Raw genomic sequence first — 26,507 nt, forward strand, 5'->3', positions numbered from 1 at the left:
GAAAAATGGCGAAAGTGAAGAAGTTTGGAAACTGTGTTGTGCTGGCCGGGGCCAATGCCGCGCGCCAGATTCAGCAGCAGGGGCTGCAACAGAGCATGGTCTCCACGCTGGTGGGAGCATCTGGCGGTCCCAAGTGGCTGTCGATTAGCCAGTTGGATCGGGTGCTGATTGGTGAATTTTTCCGCGACCGCACCACGCCCATCGCTACTCTGGGGTCCTCCATCGGCAGCTTTCGCAATATGTGTTACGCGACAGCGAATCCTATGGCTGCCCTGGAAACCCTGGAATACGGCTATGTAAACCAGAGTTACGCCAGCGACCGCCCGAGCCCTTCGGAGATCACCGCGGCTGGCGAGAAAATTCTGCTCGAGGTACTGGGCGGAGAGGGCGCTGCGCAGGTGGCATCCAACCCGGTATGGCGCAGTCACTTTGTCACCGTGCGCGGTCGTGGTCCGCTGGCCAGTGAGAAAAAAGCCCTGCTGGCGCCTGCGCTGCTGGCCTCGGCGCTGGCCAATGCCATCTCCCGGCGCAGCCTCAGCGCCTTTTGGGACAGGGTGGTGTTCCACTCCGGCAGCGCGCCTTCGGTGGCGTTTCGCAACCTCTCTACCGTCAACACGCCACTGAGCGCAGACAATGTGTGCCCTGCGGTATTGGCCAGCGGGTCCATTCCGCTGGTCATGGCGGGTGTGCCGACGCCCGCCGGTGCACCGGCGGGTAACTACCGGGACGGGGGCATCACCGACTACCATTTCGACCTAGGCTTCGAGCACCCGCCGGGGCTGGTTCTCTATCCTCACTTTTTCCCCTACATGGTGCCGGGCTGGTTCGACAAGAGCCTGCGCTGGCGCTGGGTGCGGGGTGGCGCCATGGATAATGTGGTACTGGTAGCGCCGTCCCCAGCCTGGGTTGCCCAATTGCCGTTCGGCAAAATCCCGGATCGGGACGATTTTGTGAAGCTCTCCACCGAGGAGCGGCTGAAATATTGGAACGCGGTAACCGAAGCCGGTAAACAGGTAGCAGAGGATTTCTTCGAAATGTGGCAAACTGGCGCCATTGCCGACGAACTGATCGAAGTCGGTGGCAATCAGGCGCCGCACAAGTTGGCGTTGGCAATGTCTGCCTGAGCGCTCTCAGTAACAGCGCCGGCTGGCAGACAGCATCGATTCGTCTGAATCCAGTAATACGGGGCTGCAAGTGAGAGACGCCGAGTTTACCGAACCGCAGGAAGAGTTCCGCACCACCCAGGAAAGGGTCTATTACCAGGTGCGCGATGCCATTTTGCGCGGGCAGTTTTTACCGGGTAAAGCCATCACCATTCGCGGACTGGCGGCAGAGCTGGATTGTAGCCCAATGCCGGTGCGCGAAGCGCTCCGACGGCTGACATCTGAGCGCGCGCTGGAGCTGTCGGATACCCGACGGGTCACCGTGCCTAGCATGACCCGGGAAAAACTGGACGAGATCTGCGCGGCGCGTGTTGCCCTTGAGTGCCAGGCGGCGGCGCAGGCGCTGCCGTTTGTCGATGAGGATGCGCTGAAGCGGTTAACCGCACTGGACGATCGCGTGACCGCTTCACTCGCCAAAAAGGATATCCAGGAATACGTGGCCGCTAACCTGGAGTTTCACTTTACCCTGTACCGCCTCGGTCGCCCGCATATCATCCTCTCCCTGATCGAAAGCCTCTGGTTGCAGACCGCGCCTTTGCAGCATCTGGTATTCCAGCGCTTTGGAGTGCAGGAGTTGCCTGATCGACACCAGGACCTGATTGCTGCCATTGCCAAGAAAGACGAGCAGCTGGTGCGTACCGCCATTCGCCAGGATATCGAAGAGGGCCTGGGATCCATTTCTGCTGAAGAGTTGTTGCCGAGCTGATGTTCAGTTACTTGCATATTGTTTTACATTTTCTCCTCCCGCTGGCCATTGCCTGGTTTTTTTTCCGTAGTGAATGGAAAAAGGCTGCGCTGTTTATGCTGGCGGCAAACCTCGTGGACCTGGATCACCTGCTGGCGAGCCCCGTATATGACCCGGGTCGTTGCAGTATCAATTACCACCCGCTGCACACCATGTTTCCCATTTCCTTCTACGGCGCCATGATGTTTCTACCCTGGAAGCCGGTACGTTGGTTGGGCATTGGTCTGGTGACACATATGCTGCTGGATGCTATTGACTGCGGAATCTGAGTCGCGCTTGCCTGACGGATGCGTAGAAGCGGCGTAAAGTGTTCACGCTTCTTTTGCGTTTCTTTTTGCCGTTCTTTTCGCCGTTCTTTTTGCAGTTCGTTGCATACCCTTGCACGCCTTTCTTCAAAAATGTTCAGTTTGCGCCGCAAACTTGCCTGTTTTTTCCCTCCTGACCGCAGGCGACTGTTCGACTGCGGTAGCCGGGGTACTCTTTATCGGCAAAACAATAATGAGCCGAAAAGGAGAACTCCATGCGATTTAAATATTTACTGACCCTGTTGCTCTTGCTGATGAGCCAGGTTGCACTTGCCTGCATATCGACGGAAAGTGAATCCAATGACGCGGAATCTGATGCGGATGGCCCCCTGTGTTCCGGGCAAAGCGTGGTCGCCGGTATCGGCAGTCGGCGCGACCAGGACTGGTATTATTTTAACGTCACGACGCCGGCGGACCTGAGCATTTCACTGGCCCACAGTAGCGCCGACGATTTTGATTGGCACCTGTATGACAGTGCCTCTCGACTGTATAGCGCGGAAACGGGCAACAGCCCGGAAAGCGCAACTATCTCGGTCACCGGAGCTGGCCTCTACACCTTGAAGGTTACTCGTTACGCTGGGCGTGGTGACTACACCCTGGACGTGCATGGTATCCCCGACGGCAGCAGTAGTGGCGGTAGCAGTGGGGGTGGCAGCAGTGGCGGAAATGGTGGCGATCCTTGCGATGTCGGTTTACGTCCGGCCAAACCCGGAGGGCTTACCCGCTATATTTCCGGGAATGAGGCCGATATTTGTGTGACGCAAAGCACCGGTGGCCTTCTGGTGATGGGCGGCGGGTCCGATGTGGACAATGCATTTACCCGCCGAGTCAAACCACTGATCAGCGGTGGGGATGTCGTCGTTCTACGCACCAGCGGCAGTGACGGCTACAACGATTATCTGAAAAATTTGTTGAATGCAGATTCGGTAGAAACGCTGATTGTCGATCGCCAGCAGTACGCCAATGATGAATATGTCACCTGGGCTGTGCGCTCTGCAGAGTTTGTCTGGATTGCCGGAGGGGACCAGTCCGATTACCTCAATCAGTGGCAGGGAACCGCGTTACAGGTTGCCCTTGGAGAGGTATTGGCGAGGGGTGGTGTACTTGGTGGTACCTCGGCAGGCGCTGCGGTTCAGTCAGAGTATATCTATGACCCCGATGGCATCCTGGGCGCTTACTCTTCGGAAGCGGTCAGTGACTTGTGCCATGAAAATATCAATATTTCCAGCGGCTTCCTTGCCAGTCCGGTGATGCAATCGGTGATCGTTGATACCCATTTTGCCGAGCGCGACCGCATGGGGCGTCTTTTGGCGTTTATGGCAGGTCTTCCAGCCGGAACACTGGGGATTGGCGTCGATGAGGCGACCTCGATTTTCATTGGCGCGGATGGTAGCGGGGTAGTCGATGGCAGTGGCGATGTCTATGTACTTGCGGAAGATGCCCAGACATCGCGTACCCAGGCACAATGTGGTGCCCCGGTGATCTATGAAGGTGTGTTGCGATACAAGCTTTCCGAGTTTGATGCGTTCAATTTTCTGAATGGCTCTACCAATGTGACGCCCAAGCGTATTGGTGTGGATGGTCGCTTAGGTAATTTTTATATCAACCAGCCGTACCAGTAGCTCGAACGCTTAATGCAGGCGTGAACTGCATTCAGAGGTGTTCTGATAGATGTTCATTTTCAGACGAAAGTCTTAAATGCGCATCGAACCTACAGGCCGGGGAAGGTAATCCTTTTCCGGCTGTTTTTTTGCACCAGGGTTTCACGTTTAACGCACCGTGGATATCTCTGTTCCCATCGGTGCGTTCGCAGATAATTCGGTTGTTGTGTCGGATCTGTAGAAAATTACTTTCTGTAGAATTTATGCTTTACAGTATTTTTTCGACGTGATAAAAAATGTGTGAAGTTTGCTAGATAAACCCTTACATCAGCCAACTCTGAATCAATTTAAAGCGCCATGAATAAAAGCAATGTGACTACTGCTGTTATTGAGCGCTGCTCTTCCGACTACCATCTCAGCGAGTGGTTTGACGAGTAGCTTGCCCACCTCGGTCTGACCGGGGGCTCGACGCATAGTGTGTGCCGTCGAGCACAGGGAAGCTATAAGTTGGATATCACTCCATCCCCTTATTGCTCACCGTTCATCTGATTGACGTTCAGTCTCAACAGCTTTGGGTTCTTTTACCTGTGGCTTGAGGTTGTCTGTTTTTCCCGGATTCAGGCCGGCGAATTTCCATGGCTCTGCAATGGGCCATCGCCGCACGCAACACATAAGAATCACAGAGAATCTAAAGCGGGAGCTTCGCTCCCAGAGGGAATAAAAATGGATAACAGAACCCAGTTATATAAGGCTATTCGCCTTGCCATCGGTTGTTCGCTATTCGGTACCAGTGCGATTGCGTTTGCGCAGGAGGTGCCTAAACCGGTGGACGAAACGGTTGAAGAAGTTGTTGTTACCGGAACCCATATCAAAGGTCTGGATACGGAAGGGGCGGTACAGGTAGTGCAGATCAACCGCGACGATATCGAAGCGTCCGGTGCGACGTCTGCAATTGAGGTGCTGCAACGCCTGACGCAAACCGGCGGTGGTAGCGGGACTTTCTCTACGGCCACAGCAGGCGTGATTGCTGGCGATACGCCAGTGGGCGCCTCCGGGGTTTCCCTGCGCGGACTGGGTGCCAGTTCGACTCTGGTTCTGGTGAATGGTCGCCGTGTTTCTGTCAGTTCGTTTGCGAAAGGGCAGGAGTCTTTCGTTGACGTCAACTCCATTCCTTTGTCCGCAATTGAGCGCGTCGAAGTGCTGCCCAGCGGTGCTGCGGCCACTTACGGTGCCGATGCGGTAGCCGGGGTAGTGAACTTCGTACTGCGGGACGATTTCGAGGGGAGCGAAATAAGCCTGACGCATGGCAACTCGACTGCCGCCAGTGATGAAGGCAAGTACAACCTCAACTGGGTATGGGGGCGGCAGGGGGAGCGCAGCCACACCATGATTGTTGCAGACCTGTATTCCCGAAACGCACTTTATGATCGCGACCGTGAGATTACCGCAAACTCCATTCGCCCCAGTCAGCAGGGGGTTTACCCGAGTTTCAATGATTTGTGGCTGATGTATTACGATCAGACACAGGGCCCGGCGGACGGGGGGTGTCCCGAGGCACAATTCAAGTCGGGCTCTTTTGGTGAATACTGTGAGTTCAACACCAATGCAGTGGAAGCGACGCAAGATGAATATGAGAGTGCCAGCGTCGTGGCTACGTTCAACTATGACATCAGCGAGCGCCTTGAATGGTTCAATACCCTGATGCTGCAGGCCAGTGAATCATTGGGGACTTCGTCACCCGCCAACTTTTCTCGTGCCCCTTTTGATCCGGAAAGCCCGCTCTGGCCGGATGCATTGAAAGCCGAACTGGTAGAGGAAGGATCTTTCCATCCGGACTACCCTAGCAGCGATTTCAGTGATTTTTACGGTTTTCCCATTTACGCCTGGGGAAAATTTACCGATCCGCGCTCAGTCAAAGTAGAAACGCAATCCGCACGCCTGGTCAGCGGATTGCGTGGGGAAGTTTCTAGCTGGAACTGGGAGGTCGCCGCGAATCTGGGGCGCAGTGAGTCGGAGCAGCGTGGTATTTCCGGACTGTACAACTCGGAAGCATTCTTTAATGCCAGCCTGGGGAATCTCTGCAGCGACGGTACCGTGGTTAACCGCTGGGATCTGGATCTTGTGCGGCCGGGTGCCAGTTACGGGGCGGGAGAAACCTGTGAGGACATCGGTAAAACGACCGCCTGGTACAACCCCTTTAATGGCCAGACGGATCAGCCCGACGCGATTGATCAGTTTGTCAGAACTGATGCGCGCCGAGGCGGTGTGTCAAATCTGTATGCCATCGACGGCAACATTTCGGGCAGCTGGCTGGAGTTGCCGGCTGGCGCAATCCAGGTAGCCTTCGGTGGTGAGTTCCGTCGCGAGACCGTTCAGGACACTCCCTCTGGAGAGGCGGTTTCCACCACGCTGAATCCCGAACCAATTCTCGGCTTCAGCTCCACCTCTGCGGATGCCGCTCGCAATCAGTGGGCCATTTACACCGAGCAGATGATTCCACTGGCAGCCAATACCGAGCTTCAGCTGGCACTGCGCTACGACTATTACGATAGTTTTGGTGGCGATACCAACCCCAAAGTCGCTTTGCGTCATGCGTTTTCCGATGCTGTTATTTTCCGCTCCAACTGGTCGACGTCCTTCCGTGCACCGTCACTGGCGCAGGTTGGTGCCGGTACGCTGCTGTCCAGCTACCGGGTGGATTGCTCGGAAACCGCCGAGGCCTGTGATGGGGATATGACCGAGAGTGGTGAGTTTCTTTTCTCTGAAGAAGTGAGCAATGACGCGCTCAAGCCGGAAACCGCCACCACCTGGGGCGCGGGCTTCCTGCTGAAGCCTTCGGAAGACACTGAGATCACCATTGATTACTGGAATATCGAGCACGAAAACCTGATCGGTGTGGAAGAGGATGATTTCATCCGTCGGGCATTTGCGGGCGAGTTCCCGATTGTCGGTGAAGGCGAATTGCCGACCGGACAGGCCGGCCTCGAAGTCAGTAATGGCTTTGTGGTGGATGGTCACTTCCTGTTAACCAACCTCGGTTGGCAGAAGACCAGTGGTGTGGATATGGCGGTAACCCAGTATCTGGACACGGACAACTGGGGAAGTTTCCGCCTGACCCTGGACGCTACCTACATGGCGGAGTTTGACAAGTTGCCTTCGGCAACCAGTGGTGTGATCAGTGAGGCTGGCGAATACACCTATCCTCGCTGGCTCGCCAATACATCCCTGCGCTGGCGTTACCAGGAGTGGTCCTCCACTTTGTCTGCGCGCTACACCCACAGCTATGCCGATGATCCCGACCCAAGGGTTCGTGAGGCAGCAAATCTTCCTGAGTTTGTGGAAGTCGACAGCTGGATTGTTTTCGATTTGAGCGTCAGTCGGGATTTCGATAGCGGTAGCTGGTTGAGTCTGCGCGTTAACAACCTGTTGGATGAAGAGCCTCCGCTGGCGTATGGCACCAGTGCCAACGTGGATTTCTTCAACCACAACTCCATGGGGCGTTTTTACACCCTGAGTTACGGTTACACCTTCTGATCGGCGTCTCACAGGAGCTGATCTCGGCGGGCTCGCGGAGCGGGCCTGCCGAACCTTTTGTCATATTTGCGGTATCTCCCAATGCATACAAGTGAAGTAAAAGTCAGACACACGGTAGAGCAGCCTGCAGCGAGTGCCTGGGCTATGCCCGATACGTATCTGATATTGCTGGTTGTGGCACTGCTGGCGTTTGCGCTGAATTTTCTGATACCGGCCGGCACTTTCGACACGGTGACCCGGGTAGTGAATGGTGTGGAGCGTACGGTGATTGACCCCGCCAGTTACCAGAGCGCGGGTGATGGACCGGCGGGGATGGCTTTTTTTGCCGAGGGCGGCGAAATCGGGTTACTCAATTTTGCGTTTGAGGGAATGGTATCTGGCACCAAGTGGGGTGCTTCGATCGGCGTATTTGCGTTCATCCTGCTGACGGGGGGCGCCTTTGGACTGGTATTTGCCAGTGGCTCTGTCGAACGCGGCCTGTTTCAGGTAATTGCGCGCAATCGCAAGGCCGGCCATTTTTACCTCGCGATCCTCTGCTTCCTGTTTTCCCTCGGGGGGGCCGTGTTCGGTATGGGAGAGGAGGTCATACCCTTTACTTTGATCCTGGTACCGCTGCTTGTTTCCATGGGGTACGACAGTATTACCGCGCTGTTGGTGACCTATGTGGCGACCCAGGTGGGTTTTGCCACTTCGTGGATGAATCCATTCGGCGTAAGCATCGCGCAAGGTATTGCCGGAGTGCCTTTGATGTCCGGCAGTGGCCCGCGGATGTTGCTGTGGCTACTGGCCACTCTGGGCCTTTCTGGTTACACCATGCTGTACGCGCGCCGGGTACAGGTACGCCCGGGAGTGTCGCTGGCGTTTGATTCGGACAAGGTCTTTCGGGATCAGTCTACTGCTGCCGGCAAGCTGCAGAGCATGGTGCGCGGCGATGGCTGGGTACTGTTGCTCTTTCTGGCGGGTATTGCGTGGATGATCTGGGGAGTGGTGGAGCGGAGCTATTTTCTGCCGGAAATCGCCTCTCAGTTTTTCACTATGGGCATCGCGATTGCCGCGGTGGCCATTGCATTTGGACTCAACGGCCTTACACCGAACAAGGCGGCGAGCGCATTCAAAGAGGGTGCACAACAGCTGCTGCCCGCGGCTATGGTTGTCGCGTTTGCCAAGGGTATCGTTCTCTTGCTGGGCGGCGATGACCCCCAGGGGGCCAGCATTCTGAATACGGTTCTGCATGCGGCAGGGAATGGCCTGGCCAACTTGTCTGGCGCAGTTTCCGCTTGGTTTATGTTGGCATTTCAAACCATGTTTAATTTTTTCATTACTTCGGGTTCCGGGCAGGCGGCATTGACCATGCCCATCATGGCGCCGCTGGGAGACCTGGTCGGTGTGACCCGACAGACCGCGGTACTCGCCTTTCAGTTGGGTGATGGACTCAGCAATATCATTGTGCCTACTTCGGCATCGCTGATGGGTTGTCTGGGGGCGGCGCGTCTGGACTGGGGAATCTGGGCACGTTTTGCGCTGCCGCTGCTGGCCGGGTTGTTTCTGCTGGCGTCTGTTGCCGTGCTACTTGCTGCTGCCGTGGGCTTTTAAACGAATTCAAGTTGTCAAATATGTCTCAAATCATACTAGTTAAAAATGCACAGGTATTCGCACCCCACAAACTGGGGATTTGCGACGTGCTGGTGGCCGGCGGACGGATCGCGAAGATCGACCAGAATATCGATTTGCCACAAAGCATTGGTGATGTCGTGGATGCGGACGGAGCCTGGCTGATGCCGGGACTCGTGGATACCCTGGTCCACATCAGCGGCGGCGGCGGTGAGGGCGGTTTCGCATCCCGCACACCCGAATTGAACGCGCGCGATGCCCTGCGTAATGGCGTAACGACGGTGATCGGTGCTTTGGGCACAGACGCAGTGACTCGTACCCTGAATGAAATGTATGGCAAGGCCCGGTCGCTGGAGGCGCAGGGACTCACTTGTTACATGCAAACGGGTTCCTATCAGGTCCCGGTAAATACCCTGACCGGCAGCATTCGCAGCGACATTATGCTGGTCGACAACATTATTGGGGTGGGTGAGCTCGCCATTTCAGATCATCGATCCTCGCACCCAACACGGGACGAGCTGGTACGTATCGCGGCCGATGCGCGGGTGGCCGGTTTGCTCAGCGGCAAAGGTGGTGTGGTCAGTGTGCATGTGGGTGATGGTGCCGGCCAGCTGGCGCCATTATTTGACGCGGTGGAAAACTCTGAAATTCCGATTACCCAGTTTTACCCCACACATATGAATCGCAATGCATCCCTGCTTGCGGATGGTGTGGCATTTGCCCGTGCCGGTGGCTTTATTGATTTCACCACTTCGACTACCGATGAAATCCTGGCCAGCGGTGAAATGCGGGCGAGCAGAGCCCTGAGGATTGCGCTGGAGCAGGGGGCCCCGGTTGATCAGCTGACATTCTCCTCTGACGCTCAGGGCTCGCTAACCAATTTTTGCGACCAGGGGGAGCTGCAGGACCTGGAAGTCGGTTCCATTGGTAGTCTGTTTGATGAGTTTCGCCGAGCCGTTCGCGAGGAAGGTATTGAACTGGCGCAAGCGCTGAAAGTGGTTACCCGCAATCCCGCCCGTGCCCTGGGTCTAAAGCGCAAAGGGCAGATTTGCACCGGGCGCGATGCGGACCTGCTGTTGGTCGACCCGGATCGTTTTGAATTGACCCATGTGATGGCGCTCGGTCGCTGGCAGTTGCTTGATCGGCAGGGGCGCGCTGAACGGGGCGCAACCGAGGAGCGGTAGCAATCGTGACGGACGACCACTACTTGATGAGAGAGGCCCTGGCGTTGATGGAGAGCAATCTCTCCGAGCCGTTACTGACGGGGGAGCTTGCTGCTTACCTGGGTGTTTCATCGAAAAAGCTGGAGCGGGTATTCCGGCGTTGTGGCTTCAAGCTGCCGGCTCGGTTCTATCTGGACTTGCGGCTTGAGCGGGCTCGCCAACTGTTACGCGGTAGCAGCTTACGTATCGATGAAGTGGGGCGAAATTGCGGGTTTTCATCCGCATCCCATTTCAGTCGTTGTTACCGCGAATTCTCCGGGCATTCGCCGCGGGAGGAGCGTAAAACGCACGCAATGCAGGCCTCGTACCGGTTACATTTTCATTGCGCGGATTACACATGGTTGTTCTCTGCAGGACATCCGGGATAAGTGAGAGAAAAAATATGAGTGGGTTTGGAAAAATTCATCGGTTTTTATTACTGTGTATTTTGTTGGGCCTTGGGCTGTGCGCGAGCGCGGCTACGGAGTCTAAACGGGATGCAGGCAAGTTGTTGATCGTCGGCGGAGCGCTGCGCAGTGACAACGCGGCGGTCTATCGCGCGTTTATCGAGGCAATCCCCGCGGAATATCCGGAAGTGGTGATAGTCCCCGCCGCATCGGGTCGCCCGGCATATTATGCTTCCCTGTTTATTGAAGACCTGCGCAAACATGGCTTTGACGGGAAGGTTCGGGTACTGCCGATTGCCATGGTGGACGACCCGGCAACGGACAAGGTAAATGAAGGCGATTGGAGCAAAGGTGGCCGCGATCAGGAGCTGGCTGCGAGCCTGAAGCGTGTGGGTGGTATCTGGTTCGTGGGCGGAGACCAGACACGCATTACACAAACGTTGACGCAGACTGGAAAAGATCAAGGCGAGAATAGGTCGGCAAATGCGCGCAGCGATCTGCCTGTTCTGTCGGCCATCCGTACGCAGTTGGCAAAGGGAGCCATTATTGGCGGCACCAGCGCCGGCGCCGCCATCATGAGCGCCAGCATGATTGCCGCGGGCGATTCCCTGAGTGCGCTAACTCTGCCGGTTGCTGACGAGTACGCCGGTATGGAAAGCCAGGAGACTGGCCAGCTGATGTTGTCCGAGGGGCTCGGATTCCTTCCTGTTGGCGTTGTAGATCAGCATTTTGATCGCAAGGCGCGCTTGGGGCGTCTGGTCCGGGCGCTGGGTACCATTCCGGCGGCTACGGATCGACTCGGGTTTGGCGTGGACGAAGATACCGCGATTCTGGTCGATCTAGCAGAGGGAGATATGACGGTACTGGGAGCCGGTAATCTGGTGCTGGTCGATGGTCGCTCTGCGCGCTTTTCCAGTGACGCAGCGGAATTTTCCTCTTCCGGAATCGGGCTTTCGGTAATGAGCGCCGGTGACCGCTACCACTGGCGAACGGGAAGCTTCTCTATAGAGGGTGGTGACACGGTGAACAAAGAGGCTTTTGCTTACACGCCGCATCAGGGCGCCGGGATTACTCTACCAAACGGGCGCCTGGATCAACTACTGGGTTTCTCGTTGCTGGACAACCGGGACAGCGGTGAGTTGCGCCGTTACAGCTTCGATGAGAAGACAGGGAAGGGTGTGTTGTTCCGCTTTCGCCAACTGGAGACCAGCCGGGGGTATTGGCGCTACGGTTCTGGTACCAAGGATCAATACTCGGTGGTCAATGTCGCCCTGGATATTGAGCCGGTGGCGGTGACGCTCTCACGTCGCTGACCACAGATCGCACGCGGTTTACACGCGCCTGTTCACACCAACTACCGAACACACCAACTACCGACCGGTCAGTCCCTGCAGGGGCTGACCGGCTGCTCATCTCTCGCGGGTTGTCAGGTGCGCGACCTTCCGGTTCTACTTCTGTTTCTGCCTCCGGCTCCTGCTCTCTCGTCTTTTATCTCTCATATCGGGCTCTTTGGATTGCTTTAATGGGCCATTTTCCTCCCGACTGTACAGGCGCAACTGTGAGCCGGAATCTGGGGCACTACTCTTTGGGTCTGGTCTTTGGGTCTGGTCTTTGTGTTCAGATCTGGTCTGTCGTTTAGACCTAGTTTCGTTGGGATATTGTCGTTCGCTCAGATTTTGTGCGCAGGGCTTGTGCAGTGGTTGCTCAGGTAAGTGGTTCAGGGAGTTGGCTGAGATTCCGGTTGCACCTTTCATATTCCTGCCGCTAAAATGTGATCACATTTTGCTGGTCGCGCTTCAGGCTGCTCTGCAGGCCCATTGAAGGCGGTAATTGAATCAGGAGTGAGTTCATGAACAAAAGCCAATTACAACAACATGACCGCGAGCATCTGCTGCACCCGTTTACTGATTTTCACGATCTCGGTAGGCAGGGCACCCGGGTGATTACCAGTGCAGAAGGCGCTTACATTACCGATATCGACGGTCACCAGATGCTCGACGGCATGTCCGGGCTGTGGTGCTGTAACCTGGGCTACAGCCGCCGTGAAATCAGCGAGGCCATCTACGAGCAGCTGAACAAGCTGCCGTTCTATAACAGCTTTTTCCAGTGCACCACGGTGCCCTCCATTGAGCTGGCAGATATGCTGGCGGAAGTGACCCCGGCGGGCATGAACAATGTGTTCTTCACCGGCTCTGGTAGTGAAGCCAATGACACCAATCTGCGCATCATTCGTCGCTACTGGGATTTGAAAGACCAGCCGGAAAAGCGCATCGTCATCTCCCGTAAAAACGGTTACCACGGTTCTACCATCGGCGGCGCCAGCCTCGGTGGTATGAGTGGCATGCACAAACAGTTCCAGGCGCTGGATTACATCACGCATATTGACCAGCCGTACTGGTTTGGCGAGGGCGGCGACCTGTCACCGGAGGAGTTCGGTATTCAGGCAGCCCGTCGTCTGGACGAGAAAATCCAGGAGCTGGGTCCGGAAAAGGTTGCGGCCTTTATTGCCGAGCCGATTCAGGGCGCGGGCGGTGTGATCATCCCACCGGAAACCTACTGGCCGGAAGTGAAGAAAATCCTCGATCAGTACGACATCCTGCTGGTGATGGATGAAGTGATATTTGGCTTTGGCCGTACCGGTGAGTGGTTTGGTGCCGACTACTATGGCATGAAGCCGGACCTGATGACCTTCGCCAAGGCGGTGACCAATGGCTACTTCCCGCTGGGTGGCACCATGGTCAGCGACCGTGTGGCAGACGTCATCAAGGCCAAGGGGGGAGAGTTCACCCACGGATATACCTACTCGGCGCACCCGGCCGCCTGTATGGCTGGTCTCGCGACCTTGAATATCCTGCGGAACGAAAAAATCATCGAAAACGTACGCGACAATACCGGCCCCTACCTGGCCAAGCGCTGGGCGGAACTGGCGGACCACCCGATTGTCGGTGAGGCGCGTAGCCTCGGTCTGGTGGGCGCGCTGGAGCTGGTGAACGATAAAGGCGCCCGTAGCCGGTTTGATGACAAATGCACCGCCGGCGCCGTATGTCGGGATATGAGTATCAAAAATGGCCTGGTGATGCGTGCCACCGGTGACACCATGATCATCGCACCGCCGCTGATCCTCACCACCACCCAGATCGATGAACTGGTGGAAAAAGCCCATCGCGCACTGGATGATACTGCCAAAGCCATGGCGTAAACTCGGCTAAATGGCCCTCGCTTTCCCTATCTATTGGGTGAGGGCCAACCCTACCCACAAGCGTGAATCGTTTTTATGGCATCAGAACAACAATATCAGCCGTCCGCAGAACTGCTCCGGGAGTCGGAAGAATTCCTCGAGGCGCACCCACATCTCACCTGGGTTGAGGGCTTTGCCTTCGATATCAACGGTGTGCCGCGGGGAAAATGGCTACCTGCCGACTCTGTAAACAAGCTGCTGGGCGGCGCACTACAGATGCCCCGCAGTGCCGTTAGCCTGGATATCTGGGGCCGGGATATTGAAAACAGCCCCCTGGTGTTTGCCAGTGGTGATAGCGACGGGGTCTGTCAGCCGGTATCTCCGGTGTGCCTGGCCCCCTGGCACCGTGAGCCTACAGCCCAGCTGCATATGCAGTTGTTTGAGGCGGACGGCTCGGTACTTTACGCGGACCCCCGTGCACAACTGCAGAAGGTGGTGACACGGCTTGGCGAGCTCGGTTACAAGGCTGTTTGCGCCACCGAACTGGAATTTTATTTGCTCCGGGAAGAGGCGGATGACCTGGGTCGACCGCGGCCAGTGAGTGACAACGACTCCGATCTGGTGCCCTCCACCGATGTGTACGATCTCTCTGAGCTGGATTCCCAGCGGCATTTCTTTGCGGATGTGCGTGCCGCCTGTGAAGAGCAGGGGATTCCCGCAGACTCTATTCTGTCCGAGTGCGCGCCCGGACAGTTTGAAATTAACTTGCTGCACTGTGATGACCCGTTAAAGGTTGCCGACCAGACGCTGCTGTTTAAGCGACTGCTGAAAGGCGTGGCCCGTAGTCACGGTTTGCGTGTCAGTGCCATGGCAAAACCCTTTGGTGAACTTGCCGGCAACGGGATGCATGTTCACCTGAGCCTGGTGGATGCGGATGGCAATAACGTCTTCAACGATGGTAGTGATGAAGGTTCGGATTTGCTGCGCAACGCGGTAGCCGGGATGATGGCGACGGCGAATGACGCCATGGCAATCTTTGCACCCCACGCCAATTCCTACCGCCGTTTCCAGGAAAGCAGCCACGCGCCCCTGAACCTTTGCTGGGGTTACGACAACCGCACGGTGACCTTCCGTATTCCCGCCAGTGATGCCGCAGCGCGGCGCATTGAGCATCGCATTGCCGGCGCCGACGTCAATGCCTACCTGGTGTTGGCAGCTATTTTGGCCGGTGTATGCCACGGGCTGGAGCACAAACTGGAGCCACCGGCACCGGTAGAGGGGGATGCCTACCAGGTAGAAAGTGAGCAGCTGATTAATGCCTGGGGAGCCGCAGTGGACCGTTTTGAAAAAAGTGCATTGTGGCAGGAGTACCTCGACCCGGAATTTGTCGAATTGTTTGTGTTACTCAAGCGCCAGGAGCAGGCGGAAATCGCATCGCGGGTAACCGATGTGGAGTACCAGAGTTACCTGCAAAGGGTCTGATCCGACGCCAGATGTTTTTAGGCGTCGATTGCGACTACTAATCAGAGGGTTTGATGACAAGGTAGTTGGTAGCCGTTGCGGCTCTGCTATACCTAAACACAGACAGCTGTGCACTTGCGTACACAGTGCGTCGCAAACTCTCCTCCTGAAAGTGTGTTCGAGAAAACTGGCCCGCCTTATGGCGGGCATTTTTTTTGGCAAGTGAAATCTTGCAGAAATTTCTTCCCATTTGTCGGTTAATGCTTAGGCATTACTTGCTGTTTTCCAGAAAACTCCACCTATACTGAAACTAACCGCACGCACGGGTCACGTTTATTTTGTGGCAGCTGGCGGCAATGGAGCATTTCAGAGTTAAAAGGAGTTACCCATGCGAACCAAGTCCTTAATCCCGCTTGCGATAGCCGCAGCACTTACTACCACACCTGCGCTTGCTCAGTACACCAGCGGCAGTGTCATGGTCCGCGTTGGTGCTTCGTACGTCGATCCGAGCGAAGACATTTTTACACTTACCGAGTCCTTTTTTGTCGACGACCCTTCCACGGATGATGAAGAGTCGGTCCTGACTGACGTGGTTGTGGATTTGGATCTCGACACTGATACGACCTGGTATGTCAGCTTTGCCTGGATGGCCGCAGATCACTGGGGGGTAGAGCTCTATCACTCAAACTCTGCCGACCTGGATGCGAATTTTGCCGTGGACGTGTTTGCGGATGACGTGCTCACAAACGGTGGCTTTGGCAGCATCGGTGATTTCGAAATGAACACCACCAGCCTGTTTGCCAACTGGTATCCGCTGGACGCAACCTGCATGATCCAGCCCTACGTGGGTGTGGGTGCAGCCTATGTTGATATCGAGCAGGATTTTCTGCGTCCGGTATTCGTTGACGACGGCAGTGCCGAAGGTCTGCTGAATTTCGGCAGCGACTTTAGCTGGACCGCACAAGTGGGTGTGGATTTCAATTTTGGTCGCGACAGTGCCTGGCAGGTGAATGTGTCAGCCATGTATGTGGATGCCAGCCCTGAGCTGGAGCTGGGATACGATCAGCGGGTAGATGCCCCCGGGTTTGCACAGCCAGACTTTGTTCCGGTGCGGGTCCGTCAAGATATGGATATCGATCCCTGGATCTTCAACCTGGGTGTGGGCTACAAATTCAGCTTCTGATCTGACGAATGCTCCAGACGTCAATGCCCCGGTGAATGTATCTCCGCATACACCGGGGCTTTGTCGTGAGCGCCTGGGCAGTTTTGCATCAGTGGCCGGTTAAGATGCCGGATACCTGAAATGGCTTGAGTGAAGTGGACTGAGTAGTCTGGTCTTAATCGTGGACGGATTCTGTCTGGCAGTCATTTCTTCGCCAGTGTATTCTTCGCGTTTTCGGCGCCCGGCTCTCGTTGCGATCGCCAGAACAATAATGACGGGGAATCTATGACCGCCTTGGGAAATCATATAGACGGTCCATCGGCCGAAACCCGGCCTCTGAATATCTGTTTATTGGGGTATCGCAGCCATCCCCACTGTGGGGGGCAGGGTGTTTACCTGCATTATCTGAGCAAGGCGTTGGTGGAAGCCGGCCACAAGGTCGACGTGATTTCCGGCCAACCCTATCCTGAACTGGATCCCCGCGTGCGTTTGATCAAGATGCCGGGGCTCAATCTCTACGAACACGAACGTCCCGCGCGCGCCCTGAAGCTCAAACATCTGCTCAGTTGGGCGGATTTTTTCGAGTGGTTCAGCAAATTAACCGGTGGCTTTGCCGAGCCATACAGTTTTGGGCGGCGGGTTGCCCACTACCTGCGTCGTCACGGACAGCATTACGACGTCGTGCACGACAACCAGTCTCTCTGTTATGGGTTGCTGGAAATCGAGCGACAGGGGTTGCCGGTGGTGGCCACCATCCATCACCCGATTACCCGAGACCGACAGCTGGCACTGGATGCGGCGCCGGACTGGCGTTATCGCCTTTTGGTGCGCCGCTGGCACAACTTTCTCGGAATGCAGATCAAGGTTTCCCGCCGGCTGAAAAATCTGGTAACGGTGTCGACGCAGTCCCTGAACGATATTGTCACGCAGTTTGGTGTGTCGCCGGCGCAACTCAAGTTGATTTATAACGGTATCGATACCGAAGTCTTTGCGCCTCAGCCGCAGATTCAGCCTGATCCTTTTCAAATAATGACCACGGCTTCCGCCGACCAGCCGCTCAAGGGGCTGCGGTTTTTGTTGCAGGCGATGGCGTTGTTGCGCCCCCGCTACCCGCAACTGAAGTTACTGGTCATTGGCAAGCTACAGCCTGGTGGCGCTACTGAAACCTTGTTGGAGGAGCTGGATTTACACTCCACGGTCCGTTTTGTCTCGGGTATTTCCAACCGCGCCATGGTGGAGCACTACGCGTCTTCCGGGATGGTGGTTTGCCCCTCGTTGTATGAGGGCTTTGGCTTACCCGCCGGCGAGGCCATGGCCTGTCAGGTGCCGGTGATTTCCAGCGATGGTGGTGCCCTGCCAGAGGTTGTTGGTGACGCCGGTATCGTAGTGCCGGCGGGGGACAGCGGCGCGCTGGTGCGCGCGATCGAACAGTTATTATCGAATCCGGAGTTGTGCCAGTCGCTGGGTGCGGCGGGCCGTCGTCGCATTGAAGAGCAGTTTTCCTGGCAGGTTGCGGCGGCTCATCTGGTGTCTTATTACCGGGAGATTATCGGTGGTGTGCCGGTTGCTCCAGAAGTGGCGACAGCAACACCGGGCGAAATGCCGAAGCACTCGGCGAGTGGTACTCGTGCGACAAAGCCGGTATCGGAATCCGCGATGCCGAGGTCAAATGCTGATGCATCTGACAATCAGGGAGAGGCGGCCTGATGATTACCGTTGATCCGAAGCTGCTGCAACTGAAACCGGGACAACGCGTCCTCGACCTTGGTTGCGGGGAAGGGCGCCATGCCATTCACCTGATGCTGACGGATGCCGTGGATGTATTCGGCATCGACCTGAGTATTGAGGACGTGAAAACGGCGAGTGAACGTGCGGCGCCCTTTACCGAGTCCGGAGAGGGGTGTGGTCGGCTGCAATTGGGTGTCGGGAATGCACTGCAGTTACCGTTTGCCAACGATTTTTTTGATGTAGTTATTTGCTCGGAAGTGCTGGAGCATATTCCGGACTATCAGGGGGTATTGGCGGAAATCAACCGGGTGCTGAAGCCCGGTGGCATATTTGCTGCCACAGTTCCAGCGTATTTCCCGGAGTGGATTTGCTGGAAACTTTCGTCTGCCTATCACCAGGTTGAGGGCGGGCATATCCGTATTTTTCGTGAAAAACAGCTGCGTGAGATTATCGAGCGATTGGGTCATCAATATTTCGCACGGCACAAAGCGCACGCGTTACACGCACCTTACTGGTGGCTCAAGTGTCTGTTCTGGGGCAGGATGACAAACCGATTATCTCTGCCTATCACCGCTTTCTGGTGTGGGACCTGATGGAAAAGCCGCGTTTGACGCGCTGGCTCGAAAAGCTGCTAAACCCACTGCTGGGTAAAAGTATCGCGCTTTATTTTGTAAAACCCGCTCAGGTGAAACCTGCCGGGGAGGATGAGGCACTTACCGCTGTTGAGAACAATCGTCGGGAGGTGGCTGCGTGAGTCAGGTTTCCAGCGCGCGCCGGGTTTTGGATGAGGCGGCGCAATCACCGTTGTCGACAGAGTTGCCGACCACCATTTTCCCGAAGGATTTTATACGTACCAGCGCTGACTATATCTTGTCGCAACAGCTGGCGGATGGCTGTATTCCCTGGTTTGCGGGGCATTACGCGGACCCCTGGGATCATGTGGAAGCGGCCATGGGTTTGAGTATTGCCGGTGAATTTGCCGCGGCAAAGCGCGCCTATGAATGGTTGGCCAGCGTCCAGCTCGCGGATGGCAGCTGGTGGGCCGCCTATAAAAATGGCGGCGTGGACAATCGCGAACGCCGGGAAAGCAATTTCGTGGCCTATATCGCTACCGGAATCTGGCACCACTACCTGATCGCGGGCGAGCGCGAATTCCTGCTGCAATTCTGGCCGGTTGTGGAAAAGGCGCTGGATTTCGTGCTCGCGTTGCAATCGGAACACGGTGAAATTCAGTGGGCAGTGGATGGCCAGGGCGCGCCGTTGCAAGATGCGCTCATCACGGGTTGTGCTTCCATCTACAAAAGCCTGGAGTGTGGGATCAATATCGCGGTTACCCTGGGAAGGCCCCGGACGGACTGGGTTGTAGCCCGGGAACGTTTGGGAGTGGCGCTGCGAGACAAGCCCGAACGTTTTGACCGCACCTGGGAGAGCAAAGACCGTTTTTCCATGGACTGGTTTTACCCGGTGCTCACCGGCGTATTTGGCGCTGCCGAAGCCAGGGCGCGCCTGCAGAAAAAGTGGCCCGAGTTTGTTGTTGAGGATCTGGGTTGCCGCTGTGTCAACGATGAACCCTGGGTGACGGTAGCGGAATCCTGCGAGCTGACCATGGCCCTGTTGGCTGCTGGCGAGCGCTCAAAAGCCGAGACCATTTATCGTGGCCTGCACCGCTGGCAGGATAAAGACGGCGGTTACTGGACCGGCTATGTCTATCGGGACCAGGCCGTGTGGCCAGAGGAAAAGACCACCTGGACGGTGGGTGCCATGTTGCTGGCCGCCGATGCGCTGGCGGGGTTGACGCCCGCCAGCGGGCTATTCACGCAGGTGAATTTATTGAATGCGCCGCAGAATTCCGAGGGTCTTGACCATCTGCACCAGCTCGAACTGAGCGGAAGCCAGCGCTAATTTGTAAATTTCGTAGGGTGCCTGGCCGCCATCTTCCGGGTTGGGGAAGATATCGTGAATGGCCAGGTAACCGCCGGGCACAATGTGCCGTGACCAGCTGCGGTAGTCTGTCAGTGCTGCTTCCAGTGAGTGTCCGCCGTCTATAAAGACCATGCCCAGCGGTGTATTCCAGTGACGGGCGGCTACGGCAGAAGGGGCCACAACCGGCACCACAACGTCTTCCAGGTCGGCTGCACGCATGGTGCTGCGAAATTGATGGAAACTGTCCATCAAATTGCTTCGACTATCGAACAGGTCGCTATCGTGGTACTCCTCACCGGGCTGGTGCTCTTCGGATCCGCGGTGATGGTCTACCGCAAACAGCGAGTTGTGCATCAGTTTGCACGCGCTACCCAGGTACACCGTCGATTTGCCACAGTAGCTTCCCACTTCCAGGCAGGGGCCCAGATCGCTGGCATCGGCCGCTAGGCGGTAGAGGGCGCGGCCTTCCTGAGGGTCGAGAAAGCCTTTTACGGATTCGATATCCAGGGGCAGTTCGAGCGGTTGGTCGAGTGAAAAGTCGAGTGGCGAATCGAGGGGTGAGTCGAGAGAATGCGTGGTTTCCATTTTTCTTCTTCAATTGGTTTGACTGCGCAAGACAGTACCCGCGGTGCCGGGTGTTTGCAATGTGCTAAGCGTGCAGTCCCGATGACCATCTTGGTGGCAATGATGCGCTGAGGTGCGCTGGAAAAGGCAGTCTGGCGCGGCAAAAAATCACAACAAGAATAGAAGGCGGTTTCTGCAGATAATGCGAAAAGATCATAGACCATATTGGCTGAAACGCTTGCAATTGCGCTTTCGTAACTGGCGCAGTCGTCACTTTTTATTGCCACAGTTTGATGCCATTGGGCGCGAGCCGGAAATTATGCACCCGCCGTCGGTAAAGGTGTTCGGCAGCAATATTTGCCTGGGAGATTTCCCCCACCTGATCTCAACGCCAGACAATTGCATCCGCTTTACCGCCATGGGGCACCGCGGCGGCGATGCCCACATTCGTATTGGCGATTACGTACTCATTTCTCCCGGTGTGCGAATCTCTGCGGGGCAGTCCATTACCCTGGGCGACGCCTGCATGCTGGCGGCGAATGTCTACATCTCAGACTCTGACTGGCATGGTCTCTACAATCGTACCCGCCCATTTCGATGTACTGCGCCGGTGACGATTGGCAATAATGTCTGGATCGGTGACAGCGCCATCGTTTGCAAGGGCGTTTCCATTGGCGATAACGCGGTTGTTGGGGCCGGCAGCATTGTGACTCGTGATGTGCCCGCCAATGCGGTTGTGGCGGGCAATCCGGCGCGGGAGGTGAAACAGATCAATCCCCGCCGCCGTATGATCACCCGCGAGGCACTTTTCGCCGACAGCTTCCGTCAGGCGCATAATCTCGACGAATTGGATAAAATGCTGCTCACAGGCAATAGCCTGCTGGGGTGGCTGCGGTCGGTGGTATGGCCGCGGCGAGGGGATTAACGCAGTAGCAAGTCAACGTGGAAGTCTAATAACAATGCATAAACAGGGCAGTGTAGTACTGATTGGAATGCCGGGTGCCGGCAAAAGTACCCTCGGGGTGTTACTGGCGAAAGAGCTGGCAAAGGATTTTGTGGATACGGATGTGCTGATCCAGCTGCGGGAAGACAAGACCCTGCAGGAGATCATGAACGAGAGCGATTACCTGAACCTGCGCCGGATCGAAGGGGAAGTGATCGCCGAGGCACAACTGCCCAATCATGTCATCGCGACCGGTGGCAGTGCCGTTTACAGCGAAGAGGGAATGCGCAACCTGCTGAGTTTTGGTCCCGCGGTATTTCTGAATTGCTCTGCCGAGGAACTGCGTCGCCGCATTCACAATTACGAGAGTCGCGGTATTGCCAAGGCACCAGGCCAGAGCTTTGAGCAACTCTTTGAGGAGCGCCAGGCGCTGTATCGCCGCTATGCGGATATCGTGGTGGACTGCGATGGGCGGGACCTTGAGCAGGTGCTGGGCCAGGTTGTCACCCAGCTGGCAGCCCGCTGAGGATTGCGGGCAGCGTGAAAAAGGCCCCGAATGGGGCCTGATCGTTTTAGCGCTGCACGAATCAGAGCTGCACGTATTAAAACGGTACTCTTTAAAGGGGTAACTGCGTCGTGTACTTAACCTGCTTCAACGCAAAGGTCGAGTTCACCGAAGCCACATTGGGCAGGTGCACCAGAGAGCGCTTCAGCAGTTGCTCGTAGTGTTCTACGCTGTCTACTACTACACGCAGAACGTAATCCTTGTCGCCACTGGTGGAGTAGCACTCCACAACTTCCTGTACATCCTGCACGGCAGACTCGAAATTGTTCAGAGAGTCTTCGTCGTGGTTGTGAATGGTCACATAGCAGTATACTGTGACTCCAAGGTCAAGTTTGCGCGGATCCAGGAGGGTGACGCGACCACGGATGATGCCTTCGGCCTCCAGGCGTTTGATGCGTCGCCAGCAGGGGGTATGGGAAAGACCCACTTTGTCTCCCAGCTCTGCCATGGAATAATCGGCGTTCTCCTGCAGCGCCCGCAGAATCTTGCGGTCGAAATCATCCAGATCGGTTGAGCGCTTCATATAAACTCCTGTCCTACATTTTCTACATTGGCCGAGATGGCTGTCATAATTCTAAGTGCAAAACTGTAAATAAAGCAATGTTTCATTGTGTCTTAAGCACTAGTATGACTTGACCACGCCGTCGCTATTTTGGGCCGTCTCAGTACAAGTCGTTTAAAACGGCGCCCGATCCGGCGACGCGAGCCTCAAATCACACACAATAATCAGCGGAAGACCGCACAACTGCGGGCCTTCACGTACAAGCGGAAAGAAGTAGGCGTATGAGCGAGCAGAAAGTGAATCCCGGCTCTCAGGCAGCAGCGACCAAACCGGTCTCCCTGGATGACAGGTACACCATCCTCAAGGGGCGGGTGCTCCTTTCCGGTATCCAGGCCCTGGTGCGCCTGCCCATCGACCAGATGCGCATTGACCGCGCCCGCGGGCTCAATACCGCTACGTTTATTTCCGGATACCGCGGTTCTCCTCTCGGCGGCTATGACCAGCAGCTCGCCCGGGCGCAGAAGCTCCTGGATGAATACAAGGTGCGCTTCGTTCCCGGTGTTAACGAGGAACTGGCTGCCACCTCGGTGTGGGGTTCCCAGCAGGTAGGCCTGTTCCAGGGCGCCGAAGTGGATGGCGTCTGTGGTATCTGGTACGGCAAAACCCCGGGGGTAGACCGCTCCTGCGATGCCTTCCGCCACGCCAACGCCGCCGGCTCATCGCCCAAAGGGGGCGCACTGATCATCGCCGGTGACGACCACGGCTGTAAGTCCTCTTCTTACCCCGGTCAGTCTGAATTCGCTTTTGTCGATATGCACATCCCGGTACTGAACCCGTCCACGGTGCAGGAAGTGCTGGACTACGGCCTGTATGGCCTGGAGCTTTCCCGCTTCAGCGGCTGCTGGGTGGCGATGATCACACTGGCAGAGAACATGGATAGCGCCTCCACCGTGGAAGTGGATCCGACCAGTGTTTCATTTGAATACCCGGAAGTTGAGCGCCCACAGGGCGGGCTCAATATTCGCAAACAGGACAATCCACTGGAGCAGGAAGAGCGCCTGTGGCGTTACAAGCGCCCGGCGGCACTGGCTTTTGCGCGCGCCAACCAGCTGAACAAGCTGGTACTGGACAATCCCAAGGCGACCCTCGGTATCGTGACCGCCGGCAAGGCCCATCTGGACCTGATGCAGGCTTTTGAAGATATGGGGATCGACGAAGCTCGCGCCCGCGAGCTGGGAATTCGTATTCTCAAGGTGGGTATGACCTACCCGCTGGATGTACCGGGCATTCAGGAATTTGCCCGCGGCCTGGACAGCCTGCTGGTGCTGGAAGAAAAGCGCAGCCTGATGGAAGTGCAGCTGAAGGAAGAGTTGTACAACGTGCACCTGCGCGACCCCAATTTCCCCCGTATTCTGGGCAAAGTCGATGAGCACGATAACCCGCTGCTGCCCATGTACGGCGAGTTGTCGCCCGCGGTGGTGGCCCAGGTACTGGGCTACCTGCTGGGTGAAGATAAACTGCACGATCGCGCCAAACACCGCCTGATGCGCCTGGATGCACTGGCTGAGCGTATTTCTGCGCAGGCCGGTTCCAGTGTTGCGCGCCTGCCCATGTTCTGTGCTGGCTGCCCGCATAACCGTTCCACCAGAGTGCCGGAAGGCAGCCGCGCCCTGGCCGGTATCGGCTGTCACTACATGGCCCAGTGGCTGGATCGGGAGACCTACACCTTTACCCAGATGGGCGCTGAGGGGGTCAACTGGATCGGCCAGGCGGCCTTCACCAGTGAGCCCCATGTGTTCGTCAATCTGGGCGACGGCACCTACTTCCACTCCGGCATCCTCGCCATTCGTGCGTCCGTGGCGGCCAAGGTAAACATTACCTACAAGATCCTGTTTAACGACGCCGTGGCCATGACTGGCGGCCAGCCCCACGACGGTGAACTGCACCCGGATATGATCTGTCGGCAGGTGCTGGCGGAAGGGGTGAAGAAAGTCGTGCTGGTGATGGATAACCCGAAAAAGTACGACGGGGTGCTGAGCTTCCCCAGCGAAGTGGAAATTCGCCACCGGGATCATATGCCGGCGGTCATGAAAGGACTGCGGGAAGAGTCCGGTTGTACGGCCATCATCTACGACCAGACCTGTGCCACCGAGCTGCGCAGAAAGCGCAAGCGCGGACTGCTGCCAAAAGCGGAAGGGCGCCCGTTCATCAACGAGTTGGTCTGTGAAGGCTGTGGTGACTGTGTGACCCAGTCCAGCTGTATTGCCGTGGAAAAAGTCACTACCGAGCTGGGCGACAAGCGCCGGATTAACCAGACCGCCTGTAACCAGGACATGTCTTGCGTGAACGGTTTTTGTCCGTCGTTTGTCACCGTAAAAGGTGGCAAGCTGAACAAGCGCGCCGGCGTTGGCGATGCCCTCTGCCTGGCCGCAGACAAACTACCTGCGCCGCAAATGCCGGACCTGAAAGAGCCGTTCAACCTGCTGGTAACCGGCGTTGGCGGTACCGGAGTGGTGACCATCGGCGCGCTGCTGGCAATGGCCGCGCACATTGAAGATAAAGCCTGCAGTACCCTGGACCAGACCGGGCTCGCGCAAAAAGGTGGTGCCGTGTACTCCCACGTGCGCTTTGCCGATCGCCCGGAAGCACTGCAGGCCGTGCGAATTTCTGACGGTCGCGCCGATGCATTGCTGGCCTGTGACCTGATTGCCGCGGGCAACCTGTCCGCCAGTCTCGCCAAGCTGGATGAAACCCACAGCCGTGCGGTGGTTAATACCCACCTCAGCCCCACCGCCGCATCGGTGCTGGGCCGCGAAGATATCCATTCCCCCCAGGCGGTGCTGGACACCATCAAAGAAGCGGTGCAGCAGTTGGACGTGGTCGAGGGGCACAAGCTCACCAAGGCGGCCCTCGGTGACACTCTGGCGGCGAATATCTTCATGCTGGGCTACGCCTGGCAGAAGGGGCTGATTCCCTTGGGCCTATCCGCCATTCAGCAGGCCATTGAACTTAATGGCGTGGCGGTAGAAGGTAACCTGCAGGGCCTGGCGGCCGGCCGTCTGGCCGCGGAAGATCGCTCCGCTCTGAGCGCGTTGCTGTCCCAGAGGGAAGAAAAGCAGCTGCCGCAGGGGCTTGAGGAAATTGTTGCCCACCGGGTGGCGCACCTCACCGGTTACCAGAATGCGGCACTGGCCAAGCGATACCGCGCCCTGGTGGACAAGGTCAAAGGGGCTGAAATCCTGCGGGTGCCGGGTAGTGAGGCGTTGGCAGAGGTTGTTGCCCACAACTATGCCAAACTGCTGGCTTACAAGGACGAGTATGAGGTGGCGCGCCTGTACAGCGATGGCCGCTTTGTCGAAGCGCTGAAAGAGAATTTTGCCGGTGACTTTGAACTGGAATTCAACATGGCCCCGCCACTGTTGAGCCCGTTCGACAAAAATATCGGACGCCCGCGCAAACTCAAGTTTGGTGGCTGGATGCATAAAGCCTTTGGGGTGCTGGCCAAGTTTAAGTTCCTGCGCGGCACCGCACTGGATATCTTTGGCTATACCGCCGAGCGCAAAATGGAGCGGGGTTTGATTGACGACTACGTCAAGCTGGTGGACGAAGTGATCGGCAAGCTCAGTGCTGAGAATCACGCAGCTGCCATCGAGCTGCTGAATTACCCGGACCAGATTCGCGGCTATGGCCTGATCAAAGATGAGAACGTGAAGCTCGCCGAAGAGACCCGTGGGCTGGCCCTGCAACGCTTCTACAATCCGAAAGTGGGGGCTCAGGACGTACCCGTACAGGTGGAGGTGTTTGATCCGGCCAAAGCGCAGCAGGTGGGCTAATACCGGTAGTCGTTTGAAGTCCCAAGTTGGAAATCAGCAGTTTGCAATGAAAAATGGCGAGCCTCAGGCTCGCCATTTTT

General features: G+C 56.7%; 21 protein-coding genes. 19 read left to right on the forward strand and 2 right to left on the reverse strand.

All coding sequences use genetic code 11. The features are described from left to right. The first annotated feature begins 5 nt into the window (after positions 1-5). From GRX76_RS10450 to GRX76_RS10520, 16 genes are all read left to right on the forward strand, one after another. Positions 6-1,124: a hypothetical protein gene (locus GRX76_RS10450; RefSeq protein WP_160153252.1), complete on the forward strand. Its 1,119-nt coding sequence runs from the start codon at positions 6-8 to the stop codon at positions 1,122-1,124. A 70-nt stretch (positions 1,125-1,194) separates the two neighbouring features. Next, positions 1,195-1,869 (forward strand): GntR family transcriptional regulator, encoded by a 675-nt coding sequence (locus tag GRX76_RS10455; protein ID WP_160153253.1) that lies wholly within the window; start codon positions 1,195-1,197, stop codon positions 1,867-1,869. Next, positions 1,869-2,177, forward strand: coding sequence for a DUF6122 family protein (locus tag GRX76_RS10460; RefSeq protein ID WP_160153254.1), 309 nt, complete (start codon positions 1,869-1,871; stop codon positions 2,175-2,177). Before GRX76_RS10455 ends, GRX76_RS10460 begins: the two co-directional genes overlap by 1 nt. Before the next feature lie 251 nt (positions 2,178-2,428). Beyond that, positions 2,429-3,835, forward strand: coding sequence for a Type 1 glutamine amidotransferase-like domain-containing protein (locus GRX76_RS10465; protein ID WP_160153255.1), 1,407 nt, complete (start codon positions 2,429-2,431; stop codon positions 3,833-3,835). 702 nt (positions 3,836-4,537) lie between these two features. Then, the gene (locus tag GRX76_RS10470) at positions 4,538-7,348 is read left to right on the forward strand and encodes a TonB-dependent receptor domain-containing protein (protein ID WP_160153256.1); all 2,811 of its coding nucleotides are present in this window, start codon (positions 4,538-4,540) and stop codon (positions 7,346-7,348) included. 81 nt (positions 7,349-7,429) lie between these two features. Next, positions 7,430-8,941 carry a putative basic amino acid antiporter YfcC gene (yfcC, locus tag GRX76_RS10475; RefSeq protein ID WP_160153257.1) on the forward strand — a complete coding sequence of 504 codons (1,512 nt, stop codon included), beginning with the start codon at positions 7,430-7,432 and terminating at the stop codon, positions 8,939-8,941. 20 nt (positions 8,942-8,961) lie between these two features. Further along, on the forward strand, positions 8,962-10,143 hold the full coding sequence (gene iadA, locus GRX76_RS10480) for a beta-aspartyl-peptidase (RefSeq protein ID WP_160153258.1): 1,182 nt from the start codon (positions 8,962-8,964) through the stop codon (positions 10,141-10,143). 5 nt (positions 10,144-10,148) lie between these two features. After that, positions 10,149-10,550 (forward strand): helix-turn-helix domain-containing protein, encoded by a 402-nt coding sequence (locus GRX76_RS10485; protein ID WP_160153259.1) that lies wholly within the window; start codon positions 10,149-10,151, stop codon positions 10,548-10,550. A gap of 119 nt (positions 10,551-10,669) precedes the next feature. Further along, positions 10,670-11,881, forward strand: coding sequence for a cyanophycinase (locus GRX76_RS10490; protein ID WP_160153260.1), 1,212 nt, complete (start codon positions 10,670-10,672; stop codon positions 11,879-11,881). Between the two features lie 536 nt (positions 11,882-12,417). After that, positions 12,418-13,767 (forward strand): aspartate aminotransferase family protein, encoded by a 1,350-nt coding sequence (locus tag GRX76_RS10495; protein WP_160153261.1) that lies wholly within the window; start codon positions 12,418-12,420, stop codon positions 13,765-13,767. A gap of 75 nt (positions 13,768-13,842) precedes the next feature. After that, entirely contained in the window at positions 13,843-15,228 is a 1,386-nt protein-coding gene (locus GRX76_RS10500) for a glutamine synthetase family protein (RefSeq protein WP_160153262.1), read from the forward strand. A 367-nt stretch (positions 15,229-15,595) separates the two neighbouring features. Then, positions 15,596-16,390: an OmpW family protein gene (locus GRX76_RS10505; protein WP_160153263.1), complete on the forward strand. Its 795-nt coding sequence runs from the start codon at positions 15,596-15,598 to the stop codon at positions 16,388-16,390. A 264-nt stretch (positions 16,391-16,654) separates the two neighbouring features. Next, positions 16,655-18,076, forward strand: a complete 1,422-nt coding sequence (locus GRX76_RS10510; RefSeq protein ID WP_160153264.1) for a glycosyltransferase family 4 protein — start codon at positions 16,655-16,657, stop codon at positions 18,074-18,076. Then, positions 18,076-18,690 (forward strand): class I SAM-dependent methyltransferase, encoded by a 615-nt coding sequence (locus tag GRX76_RS10515; protein WP_370463915.1) that lies wholly within the window; start codon positions 18,076-18,078, stop codon positions 18,688-18,690. Before GRX76_RS10510 ends, GRX76_RS10515 begins: the two co-directional genes overlap by 1 nt. After that, positions 18,690-18,851 (forward strand): hypothetical protein, encoded by a 162-nt coding sequence (locus GRX76_RS19475; protein ID WP_370463916.1) that lies wholly within the window; start codon positions 18,690-18,692, stop codon positions 18,849-18,851. Before GRX76_RS10515 ends, GRX76_RS19475 begins: the two co-directional genes overlap by 1 nt. Positions 18,852-18,901: 50 nt before the next feature. Further along, positions 18,902-19,999: a prenyltransferase/squalene oxidase repeat-containing protein gene (locus tag GRX76_RS10520; protein ID WP_160154924.1), complete on the forward strand. Its 1,098-nt coding sequence runs from the start codon at positions 18,902-18,904 to the stop codon at positions 19,997-19,999. On the opposite strand, the gene GRX76_RS10525 is transcribed toward GRX76_RS10520, so the two are convergent. Beyond that, positions 19,925-20,605 carry a class I SAM-dependent methyltransferase gene (locus GRX76_RS10525; protein WP_160153265.1) on the reverse strand — a complete coding sequence of 227 codons (681 nt, stop codon included), beginning with the start codon at positions 20,603-20,605 and terminating at the stop codon, positions 19,925-19,927. The two genes, GRX76_RS10520 and GRX76_RS10525, sit on opposite strands and share 75 nt — an antisense overlap. 217 nt (positions 20,606-20,822) lie before the next feature. Between GRX76_RS10525 and GRX76_RS10530 the strand changes: the two genes are divergently transcribed. Further along, positions 20,823-21,509, forward strand: a complete 687-nt coding sequence (locus tag GRX76_RS10530; protein ID WP_370463917.1) for a DapH/DapD/GlmU-related protein — start codon at positions 20,823-20,825, stop codon at positions 21,507-21,509. Between the two features lie 34 nt (positions 21,510-21,543). Next, positions 21,544-22,053, forward strand: coding sequence for a shikimate kinase (locus tag GRX76_RS10535; RefSeq protein WP_160153267.1), 510 nt, complete (start codon positions 21,544-21,546; stop codon positions 22,051-22,053). A gap of 91 nt (positions 22,054-22,144) precedes the next feature. Here the strand turns inward: GRX76_RS10535 and GRX76_RS10540 are convergent, their stop codons facing one another. Further along, positions 22,145-22,615 carry an Lrp/AsnC family transcriptional regulator gene (locus tag GRX76_RS10540; RefSeq protein ID WP_010131435.1) on the reverse strand — a complete coding sequence of 157 codons (471 nt, stop codon included), beginning with the start codon at positions 22,613-22,615 and terminating at the stop codon, positions 22,145-22,147. Between the two features lie 260 nt (positions 22,616-22,875). On the opposite strand from GRX76_RS10540, the gene GRX76_RS10545 reads away from it, so the two are divergent. Beyond that, entirely contained in the window at positions 22,876-26,427 is a 3,552-nt protein-coding gene (locus tag GRX76_RS10545; protein WP_160153268.1) for an indolepyruvate ferredoxin oxidoreductase family protein, read from the forward strand. Positions 26,428-26,507: the final 80 nt, after the last annotated feature.

Origin of the sequence: Microbulbifer sp. ALW1 (assembly GCF_009903625.1) — a bacterium.
GTDB lineage: Bacteria > Pseudomonadota > Gammaproteobacteria > Pseudomonadales > Cellvibrionaceae > Microbulbifer.